The sequence below is a fragment of the Bradyrhizobium sp. genome, assembly GCF_017881085.1.
Lineage (GTDB): Bacteria > Pseudomonadota > Alphaproteobacteria > Rhizobiales > Xanthobacteraceae > Bradyrhizobium.
The window spans coordinates 1-9,299 of record NZ_JADGRI010000219.1; the positions used below are offsets into that span (position 1 = coordinate 1).

13 protein-coding genes and 1 pseudogene are annotated in these 9,299 nt (G+C 63.0%); 5 read left to right on the forward strand and 9 right to left on the reverse strand.

From position 1 onward, the window contains the following. The 8 genes and pseudogenes from QZ213_RS19195 to QZ213_RS19230 all read right to left on the reverse strand — a co-directional run. Window positions 1-189: pseudogene (locus QZ213_RS19195) on the reverse strand (hypothetical protein); the annotation flags it as partial. Window positions 190-251: 62 nt separating this feature from the next. Further along, a complete protein-coding gene (locus QZ213_RS19200; protein WP_291687676.1) occupies window positions 252-491 on the reverse strand; it encodes a DUF2171 domain-containing protein in 240 nt (79 codons plus the stop codon). 118 nt (window positions 492-609) lie between these two features. Continuing rightward, a complete protein-coding gene (locus QZ213_RS19205; protein ID WP_291687677.1) occupies window positions 610-1,959 on the reverse strand; it encodes a glycosyltransferase in 1,350 nt (449 codons plus the stop codon). Between the two features lie 276 nt (window positions 1,960-2,235). Continuing rightward, window positions 2,236-3,198, reverse strand: coding sequence for a DUF5996 family protein (locus QZ213_RS19210; protein ID WP_291687678.1), 963 nt, complete (start codon window positions 3,196-3,198; stop codon window positions 2,236-2,238). A 102-nt stretch (window positions 3,199-3,300) separates the two neighbouring features. Continuing rightward, on the reverse strand, window positions 3,301-3,468 hold the full coding sequence (locus QZ213_RS19215; RefSeq protein ID WP_291687679.1) for a hypothetical protein: 168 nt from the start codon (window positions 3,466-3,468) through the stop codon (window positions 3,301-3,303). A gap of 107 nt (window positions 3,469-3,575) precedes the next feature. Beyond that, window positions 3,576-3,707 carry a hypothetical protein gene (locus tag QZ213_RS19220; protein WP_291687680.1) on the reverse strand — a complete coding sequence of 44 codons (132 nt, stop codon included), beginning with the start codon at window positions 3,705-3,707 and terminating at the stop codon, window positions 3,576-3,578. An 83-nt stretch (window positions 3,708-3,790) separates the two neighbouring features. Next, on the reverse strand, window positions 3,791-4,390 hold the full coding sequence (gene wrbA / locus QZ213_RS19225) for an NAD(P)H:quinone oxidoreductase (RefSeq protein WP_291687681.1): 600 nt from the start codon (window positions 4,388-4,390) through the stop codon (window positions 3,791-3,793). Between the two features lie 169 nt (window positions 4,391-4,559). Beyond that, window positions 4,560-5,258, reverse strand: a complete 699-nt coding sequence (locus tag QZ213_RS19230; RefSeq protein ID WP_291687682.1) for a pirin family protein — start codon at window positions 5,256-5,258, stop codon at window positions 4,560-4,562. A gap of 115 nt (window positions 5,259-5,373) precedes the next feature. On the opposite strand from QZ213_RS19230, the gene QZ213_RS19235 reads away from it, so the two are divergent. From QZ213_RS19235 to QZ213_RS19250, 4 genes are all read left to right on the forward strand, one after another. Further along, window positions 5,374-6,285, forward strand: a complete 912-nt coding sequence (locus tag QZ213_RS19235) for a LysR family transcriptional regulator (RefSeq protein WP_291687683.1) — start codon at window positions 5,374-5,376, stop codon at window positions 6,283-6,285. Window positions 6,286-6,350: 65 nt separating this feature from the next. After that, window positions 6,351-6,878 (forward strand): transposase, encoded by a 528-nt coding sequence (locus QZ213_RS19240; protein WP_291687684.1) that lies wholly within the window; start codon window positions 6,351-6,353, stop codon window positions 6,876-6,878. A gap of 94 nt (window positions 6,879-6,972) precedes the next feature. Next, window positions 6,973-7,962, forward strand: a complete 990-nt coding sequence (locus QZ213_RS19245) for a tripartite tricarboxylate transporter substrate binding protein (RefSeq protein WP_291687685.1) — start codon at window positions 6,973-6,975, stop codon at window positions 7,960-7,962. Between the two features lie 170 nt (window positions 7,963-8,132). After that, the gene (locus tag QZ213_RS19250; RefSeq protein ID WP_291687686.1) at window positions 8,133-8,438 is read left to right on the forward strand and encodes a hypothetical protein; all 306 of its coding nucleotides are present in this window, start codon (window positions 8,133-8,135) and stop codon (window positions 8,436-8,438) included. A 12-nt stretch (window positions 8,439-8,450) separates the two neighbouring features. On the opposite strand, the gene QZ213_RS19255 is transcribed toward QZ213_RS19250, so the two are convergent. Continuing rightward, window positions 8,451-8,918: a YbaK/EbsC family protein gene (locus tag QZ213_RS19255; RefSeq protein WP_291687687.1), complete on the reverse strand. Its 468-nt coding sequence runs from the start codon at window positions 8,916-8,918 to the stop codon at window positions 8,451-8,453. A gap of 232 nt (window positions 8,919-9,150) precedes the next feature. Here QZ213_RS19255 and QZ213_RS19260 point away from each other — a divergent pair, with 232 nt between their 5' ends. Continuing rightward, window positions 9,151-9,291: a hypothetical protein gene (locus QZ213_RS19260; protein ID WP_291687688.1), complete on the forward strand. Its 141-nt coding sequence runs from the start codon at window positions 9,151-9,153 to the stop codon at window positions 9,289-9,291. The last annotated feature ends 8 nt before the right edge of the window (window positions 9,292-9,299 follow it).

A 9,299-nucleotide genomic window follows, 5' to 3' on the forward strand; every position in this document is an offset into this window, starting at 1 on the left:
CGTGGAGCCATCGGGCAATTCGAGTCGGGCGCACCAGTCGGCCGGCATCGGTTGCCGCACGCAAACCACCTCAAGCGCCGGTCCCCACCACCATGCCGGGGCGGGCGATCTGGCTTGCTCGGGGACTGCGCGCCACCGCGCGAATTCACGTACCGAGCGTTCGAATTGCAGGTTGGCGGCCGGATGCATCGCATTCCCTTCAGGCCCCGATGATACACACATTTTGACGCGAGCCAAGGCACGCCGATCGATTACTGCCGGCCATGCTGCCAGTGCGAGGTGACCTCGGCGCCTGTCTTGTTGAGGTGCACATGCTGGTCGACGTGGTCGACCCACGACACCGGGATAAAGTGATGGTGCTGGCCGTCGGGCGAGCTCTGTTTGGTCAGCTTGATCTTGTCGGTGCCTTCGAGGTGGTCGACCTTTCCGACGGTTTTTCGATCCGACGAAATGACGTCCATATGCTCCTTGATCAGCGAGGGATCAGCCATGTCTCAACTCCCGGAAAAAGGTTGAGATCGAGCAACGCGCCACCGCCGGAATGGTTGCGGCCGCGCCGGGCCCGTAGCGCCCCGATTTTCTCTCTCGATCGCGCCGATCCCACTTGGTTCACGTTTCTGCTGGCGGTGTTTGGGCTGCATCTGGCGCGGTTCCGGGCGAGGGAATGAGGCTTCCGAACTGCGTCCGCAGGGCCAGCGCGATATCCAGCCACCAGCCGTCGAAATCAAACGGCGCCTGCACCGACGGCCATTTCAGCGCCGAGACGATCCTGTCGGCATAGGCCTCGTCGTCCGATCCACGGGCAACCACCACGATCGCGCCGCGATCGATCAATTCCTTGAAACGCGGGTGATGGTCGAACTCGTCAGGCTCGGCCGGGCCGGTGACGATCACGGGACGCCCGGATTGGGCGCAGGCGAGAATGCCGGAACGCCGCGCGGTGAGCCCCTCATCGAGCAGATAGCAGAAGGCGTCGATCTGGCTGAGCAGGCCGAACACCTCATGGTCGGACGCGACATAGTCGCTGACGATGACATCGTCGATGATGCCGAGTTCGGCGGCGCGGGCGTAGAACTCCTGCTCGACGTTGTCGGTGCCCTGGATGAATGAGCCAACATACACGATGAGCGGGTTCTGCCCGCGGTCCCTGAGGATCGCGCCGATCCGGAGCAGCGCCTTCGGCTGCTTGCCGGGGTAGATCGATCCGAAATAGCCGATCACCAGCCGTCCCTCCTTCCGTGCAGCGGCGAGCCGCTGCCGCAATCTGGAGTCGGCGATCCCAGGGGGAGCTTCGATGTTCGGCGGCAGAGGTGCCAGCACACATTTGCGGGCTGTCCAGCCGGCCAGCCAGTCGTCGGCGAGTCCGCGCCGCACCAACGGAGAGAACATCACGATGGTGTCGGCGAGCAGCAACGCCGGAAGATAAGCGATGCGGCGCAGCCAGTGCAGGCCGGCCCATTCATGCTGGAGCAGGATCACGCGCCGCCCGCGCAGCCGCGCTATCAAGAGCGCCGCGAGCGGCCGGAATATCACGCGCTTCCAGGCCAAGATGGGGAAGTTGCTGACCACGTTCCGTGCCGACCCCACCGCGCGCCAGATATCGGCGAGCGACCCTTCCGAGCGGGTCAAGGTTAACGTCGTGCAACTGCCGGGATCGAACTCTTCGACCGCTTCATACAAAAGGTGGGTGAATTGTCCGAAGCCGCCTCGCACTCGCGCGCCTGCGCCAAGAAACAGCGCTTGATATACGGGTTCTGAATCCATCGTGCGGTCGCGGCGCCTTCCTGAAGCGTTTTCGGGCGGAGTAGGTGGCGGTTTTGCGTGAAGAAAACGCGTCCAACGAAACTCTAGGTTTCGCATCAGCCATACATTGCAGACATTATCTAACTGTAAGCGACGCCGATTGCCCTGGGCACTCATCTTGCCAGATAAAGGAAACGGATCGGCCTTTCGTCTCATATCGGGACAAGGGATAGCACGGGTTGACGCCCGCAACGGGCCGAGAAATATCGCGGGCCGCGGCCTTTCGCGTCGAGTTCGTACACGACTGGAGGCAGGCGGCGTCGCGCTGGGCTGGTACTGGCCACGGGTCGGCGTGGTACGGCGCGCTCGATGCGGCGTCTCCGTTGATAGCCATTGTCTACGACAACGCTACCGCAGAAAGGTGGCCCTGATACCCATGATGCATTGCGTGCGCAGCGGCGTCCGTGTTGTCGAATTCGCCGATCTCGAAGGCTAGACTTGCCGCACCACACGCGGCTGGCCGAGCGCGCATTCCAGCGCATCGCGATCCCATTTCGCGGCATTGGCCGCGGCCTCGTAGGTGCTTTGCAGGAAATCGAGCAGTGCCCGGTCCGGCTGCGCCGACAAGCGGACGGCATCGTAGGGCAGGATGAATTCGCCGAGTGCCTCGCTGAAGAACGCCGCGTCCGGCCGCACCCGCGCGGCGCGGAAGCCCGGCGGTTCCGGATAGGCGTAGGAATAGAACGCAGGATAATCGATCGCGCCGCTGCCTGGCCAGAAGCCGGCGCTGCTCACCTCGTGCGAATAGGCTTCGCACGCGACGTCATCAGATAAATGTGGCACGCCGCCAGGATGACGCGGCGCGCGCCGGCCCGAAAATCGCGTTACGGCCAGGTCGAAGCTGCCCCAGAAGAAATGCACCGGGCTCGCCTTGCCGAGGAAGCCGGTGCGGAACTGCTTGAACACCCGGTCGGCGTTGGCCAGGATCTGGAAAAAACGCCGCACCGCGTCCGGGTCGTAACTGGCGTGCCGGGTGTCCTGCGAAAAGCGGATCGGATCCGGCAATTCGTTCGGCATCTCGTCGATGGCGACGTGAATGCCGATCTCTGCGAGAGCGGCCATGACAGCCGCATAGAAGCCCGCGACCGATTGTCCGGCCAACGCGAATTCCTGCTTGGCGCCGCCACTGGTCGATATCCGCAAGGCATGATCGATGAAGTCGAGGTCGACCTGAAATGTCCCCGCGCCGTCCGGAATCGGCGATGTCGTCAGCCCCCGTGCGCTGACATAAAGCGCGACATGCCAGGAATGGTTCAGCCAGGGGGTACGGGCCAGACGAATCTTGCCGACGATCTGGGTCCACAGATGCAGCGTTTCGTAGGTGCCGCGCCATGCCGCGGTCGGCAAATCAGGCCAAAGGCTTTGCGATGAGGGGGGCTGCGAGGCGTCACTCATGCGTCACCGCAACAGGTTTTCATCGGCGTTCTCACACGACAAGGCCGAGCCCGATCGGCCCGGCCTTTATATGCGATCTGGCAGCCAATAGGGATGGGCGCGTTACTTTTTCGCGTCCTTGGCGAAGGCGGCGTCCACTTCGTCTTTCTTGATGCGGGCGGCGGGGTTGCCGGGCTGGTCGAGATTTTGCTCCTCGGTGCCATCACCCATCATGCCGGGATGCTGCGCGGGGCTTTTCTTGCTGTCTTTGGGGTTGGGCTTACTGGTCATTTCTGAGATCTCCGGGCGCGGATGCGCGCGGGCCAACCCTCCGAGACCCATCCGGTTCCAAGACGGCCCGAATTGAGGATCACGAATAGCTTATCGGGAAAGCCAAATCACAAGCCGGTGCATTCCGCACATCGCCGCTTGCCGCGGGAGGCGCGGAACAGGCTGCGGCACCACCAGCGCCGGGCAACCGCCCGCACCGGATTGCGTGCCAGTTGATAGATAAAGAGAATCTCGATCATGGCGAAGTCCGTCGTCTCCGCAACGGTAGATGGGGCGGCATCCGCGGATGAGAATGCCGCCCGTATCGCGTCAGCCATGCAGTTCAGCCGTGAAGCTTTTTGGCGGTCTCCGCGATCACGCGCCCTTGATAGCGCGCGCCCGCGAGTTCGTTCTCGGTGGGCTGGCGGCTGCCGTCGCCGCCGGTGATCGTGGTGGCGCCATAGGGCGAGCCGCCGGTGACGTCATTGAGCTCCATCTGGCCGGAGAAACCGTAGTTGAGCCCGATGATGGTCATGCCGAAATGCAGGAGGTTGGTGATGATGGAAAACAGCGTGGTCTCCTGGCCGCCATGCTGGGTCGCGGTCGAGGTGAAGGCGCCGCCGACCTTGCCGTGCAATGCGCCCTTGGCCCAGAGGCCGCCGGCCTGATCGAGGAAATTCGCCATCTGCGACGCCATCCGGCCGAAGCGGGTACCGGTGCCGACGATGATGGCATCGTAATTGACAAGGTCGTCGATCTTAGCCACCGGTGCGGCCTGATCGAGCTTGTAATGCGACGCCTTGGCGACGGCTTCGGGCACCAGCTCCGGCACCCGCTTGATGTCGACCGTGGCGCCGGCCTCGCGCGCGCCTTCGGCGGCGGCGTTCGCCATTTTCTCGATGTGACCGTAAGCGGAATAATAGAGAACGAGAACTTTTGTCATGGGTAGTCTCCGTGAGGGTTTGGGTGGTAGTTGACATAAGAGGACCGTCATTGCCGGGCTTGACCCGGCAATCCATCGCCTTCGAAAGACTCCTCCGAAGTGGGATGGATGCGCGGGTCAAGCCCGCGCATGGCAACGAGTTGTTTTGGGACGCCTGTGCGCTTGACGGTTACGCCGCGTCGACCAGCACCAGTTCGGAATCTTCCAGCGCGGTGATCTTGAGCTGCGCTTCGTCGCGGATCGCGGCACCATCGCGGGCGTTGACGCGCACGCCGTTGATTTCGACCGCACCCGCCGCCGGCACCAGATAAAGGTTGCGCGACGACTGCGGCGCATATTCCGCGCTCTCGCCGGCCTTCAGCGTGGTGGCGAGCACCCGCGCGTCGGCCCGGATCGGCAGTGCGTCCTTGTCTTCCTTGAACCCGCTGGCGATGGTGACGAGCTTGCCGGAGCGATCCGATTTCGGGAACGGTTTCGCGCCCCAGGTCGGCTGGCCGCCTTCGGTGGTCGGCTCGATCCAGATCTGGAAGATCCGGGTCTTGGTCGGCTCCAGATTGTATTCGGAGTGGCGGATGCCGCTTCCCGCGCTCATCACCTGCACGTCGCCGGCTTCAGTACGCCCCTTGTTGCCGAGACTGTCCTGATGGGTGATCGCGCCCTCGCGGACATAGGTGATGATCTCCATGTTGGCGTGGGGATGGGCGGGAAAGCCGGTGTTCGGCGCGATCTCGTCGTCGTTCCACACCCGCAGCGCGCCATGCCCCATGTTGCCGGGGTCGTAATAGCTGGCGAACGAGAAGTGGTGCTTTGCTTTCAGCCAGCCGTGATCGGCGCCGCCGAGTTTTGCAAATGGTCTGAGTTCGATCATGGGGTTTTCCTTGAAATGGATTTCGTTGACATCTGGATATGCGTTTCCGCGTAGGTTAGAAATAGAAACTAAGGAAATGTATTGTTTCCAAATTTGATCTAATGGGATTGCCTGCATGGCAAAACTTCCGGATTTCGAAGGCCTCGCCATTTTCGCAAAAGTCGTGGAGTTACGGTCATTTGCGGCTGCCGCCAGCGAGCTATCGCTGTCCAAGGCCACGGTATCGAAGGCCGTCACCCGGCTGGAGGAGCGGCTCGGCGCGCGGCTGTTCAACCGCACCTCGCGGCGGCTCGCTTTGACCGATGCCGGCCAAAAACTGTCCGAGCGCGCCGCGCGGCTCTTGGCCGACGGGGAGGCGGCGGAGAACGAGGCGTTGGCGCAATCGGTGGCCCCGCGCGGGCTGGTGCGGTTCGCCGTGCCGATGACGTTCGGGGTCAGAATGGTGGCGCCGATCCTGCCGCAGTTTTTGGAGCAATATCCGGATGTTTCGATCGACTTGCATTTGAGCGACGCCATGGTGGATCTGATCGGCGAGGGGTTTGATGCGGGCCTGCGGATCGCGAGCCTGCCGGATTCGTCGCTGATCGCCCGACGGCTGTGCGCGATGCCGCGCTACACCGTGGCCGCGCCCGGCTATCTCAAGCGTTACGGCCGGCCGACCCATCCGATGCATCTCGCGCAGCATCGATGTCTCGGCTACGCCTATCTCTCCACGGCCGGCGTCTGGAATTACACCAATTCCAAGGGCGAGCAGGCGAGCGTGCGTCCCGCGGGACCGCTGCGCGTCAACAATGGCGAGGCGCTGATGCCGGCGCTGCTGGCGGGACTCGGCATCGCCGATGTGCCGGAGTTCATCGTCGGCGACGCCATCGCCTCGGGCGAGGTCGAAGTGATCCTGAAGGACTGGAAGCAGCCCGAAGGCGCGGTGCATCTGGTGATGCCCCCCGGCGGCCCGCGCCCCGCCCGCGTCGAGGTGCTGGCGGATTTTCTCGCCAAGCATTTTTCCAAGGGCAAGAAGCGGAAGTGACGGAACGGACTCCGTAGGGTGGGCAAAGCGAAGCGTGCCCCCCGCTTTCTTTGATATGGTGCACCATGCCGCGATATCTTCGAGCCAAAATCAAAGGCAGCATTTTCTTTTTCACTGTCGTTCTCGCCGAACGGCCGAGCGCTCTCCTGGTCGATGAGATCGATCGGCTGCGGCAGACTTACCGAACAGTCCAACAACGCCGTCCGTTTGAAACGGTCGCGATCTGCGTCCTGCCCGATCACATTCACGCGGTTTGGGCGCTGCCGGAGGGTGACTCCGATTTTTCCACCCGTTGGAGCCTGATTAAGAGCGGGTTTTCACGCGGCCTTGATCCGAGGTCGCGATCCGCCAGCAAGGTTAACAAACGAGAGAAGGGCATCTGGCAGCGCCGCTATTGGGAGCATGCGATTCGCGATGACGCCGATCTTGAACGCCATGTCGACTACACTCATTTCAACCCAGTGAAGCATGGATACGTCACGCGCGTGGCCGATTGGCCGCACAGCAGCTTTCATCGCTATGTTGAACGGGGATTTCTGGCCGTGGACTGGGGAGGCGATATGCGCAACGTTCAGGGCGCCTTTGGCGAATAATGGTGGGCACGGCGCGATGCGCCTTTGCCCACCCTACGGTTCGGGTTAGGCTACCTCCAAAAGAACGAATAATCTTTGGGGGAGAGAACTGCTGATGAACCGTCGCGAAATTCTGAAGGCTGCCGTGGCACTCCCGCTGGCGCCAAGCGCGCTATCCAATCCGGTATTCGCGCAAGGAGCGTGGCCGGCGCACAATGTCACCATGATCGTGCCGTTTCCGGCCGGCGGTCAGGCCGATCTCGCGGCGCGACCAGTCGCGCAGGCGCTGGAGAAGATTCTGGGAAAACCCTTTGTCGTCGACAACCGTGCCGGCGGCGCCGGCGGATCGATCGGCAATGCCGCGGCGGCGCGCGCCGAGCCCGACGGCTACACGCTGCTGATGACGCTGTCATCGCTGGCGGTGCTGCCGGAAGCCGACCGGTTGTTCGACCGGCCCGCGCTCTATGAAGTCTCGCAATTCGCCCCCGTGGCGCGCGTGCTCGCCGATCCGACGCTGCTTGCGGTGCCGGCCTCGTCGCCATGGAAGACGCTGCAGGATTTCGTCGACGACGCCAAAAATCGCCCCGGCCAGATTCCCTACGGCTCCTCGGGTCCTTACGGCACGCTGCACGTGGCGATGGAAATGTTCGCAGCCTCCGCCGGAATCAAATTGCTGCACATCCCGTTTCGCGGCGCCGGCCCCGCGCTGACGGCACTGATGAGCGGCACGGTGCAGGCCTTGGCGTCGGCGCCGGGCACGCTGAAGCAGCAGGTCGACGACGGCAGGATGCGCGTGCTGGCGAACTGGGGCGCTGAGCGGATCGCGAGCTTTCCCGATCTGCCGACCTTCAAGGAGCTCGGCTACAAGGATGTCGAATTCTACATCTGGGCCGGGCTGTTCGCGCAGGCAGCCCTGCCTGCGCCGATCATGACGCGGCTGCGCGAGGCCATGGCGCAAGCGGTGACAAGTCCCGAAGTGACAAAGACCTTCGAAACCGCGGGCAGCCCAGTGGCCTATCTGGACGCGCCGGAATTCTCAAAGTTCGTCGCCGAGGACAGTGCGCGCCTGATCGCGGCGGTGAAGAAGATCGGCAGGGTGGAGTAGGGCTCGCCTCGCCATCAATGGCGTGCGACGTGCGGGTTCCGGTTGCTCGCGATCTGGGCAGCCGATCTCACATTTTGTTGTTCGGTACGAACCTTCCCATGCCCCATTCATTTCGAAGCCTGAGTGGGCGGGGATAAGCACGCCAACTCAATTGCTGAAAAGGATCGGACATGCGAGTGCACCAAATTGCCCTGAGCCTTGCGCTAACGCTCGGCTGCGGCATCGCCGCTGAAGGCACGGCCTTTGCGCAGGAAAACCGCGGAACCATGGAACAGCAGATGGCCTGCACGCCCGATGTTTGGCGTCTGTGCTTCGACCAGATCCCGGACGTCAATCGGATCACGGCGTGCTTGCGGCAAAACACGCCGCAGCTCTCCGACGGGTGCCGCGCGGTGTTTGAATCGAATGACAGTGTGCCCGACCAGACCGCGTCGCGAGGGCGTAACCAGCAGTCGAGATCGTACAGCAACCAGTAGACGGCGCCGTCGCTACGGTTGCTGCTGGCAGACGTCGACCCATTCGGCATTGACGAGTTCGGCCATCCGCGCCGGCGCGATGCGCACTGCGCTGTGGGTCGAACCGGCCGCTGGCACCACCTCGGCGAAGGCTTTCAGCGAAACATCGCAATAGACCGGCAGTGGCGTCTTCAGTCCGAACGGACAGACACCGCCAACCTCATGGCCGGTAATCTCGGCGACCTCGTCGAGCCCGAGCATCTTCGGTTTTCCCCCGAACAGCGCCTTGACCTTCTTGTTGTCAATTCGCGAGGTGCCTGCAGCTACTATCAGCACCACGCGCCCGCCGACCCGAAGCGAAAGCGTTTTCGCGATCCGGCCCGGCTCGACGCCATAGGCCTCGGCGGCCAGCGCCACCGTCGCCGAACTCACCGAAGATTCGATCACGGCAATGTCGGGGGCTTGTTCCGCGAAGAAGGCGCGGACCGATTCAATGCTCATGTTTTCCGCCCATGGGCAGTGACAACGGCAGCCGACTGGCTGTCGTAAAGCGCACCATAGGCGTCGAACACAACGGCTTTGACGGTCACGGGGAACTCATGGTGGGCATGTCGGAAAGTGGGTGCACCGAGGCTTTCGCAAGAGCGCGAACACATTATGGTTTTGCGGAACGCCGCCGTCCATAGCGCAACATCGTCGATGCGCAAAGCGGCCGCCATCAAGGGAGACGGGCATGAAGGCCTGGTTGTTGCGCAGCGGGCTGCTCGACATCAGGGCGATCCCCCCGCGCGTCTATCCGCTCGCGGCGCTGCCGGAGGCGATGGAAGCCGCAAGTACCGCCGGCAATCTCGAATGTATCGTGATGCAGCCGTAAGGCGCCTC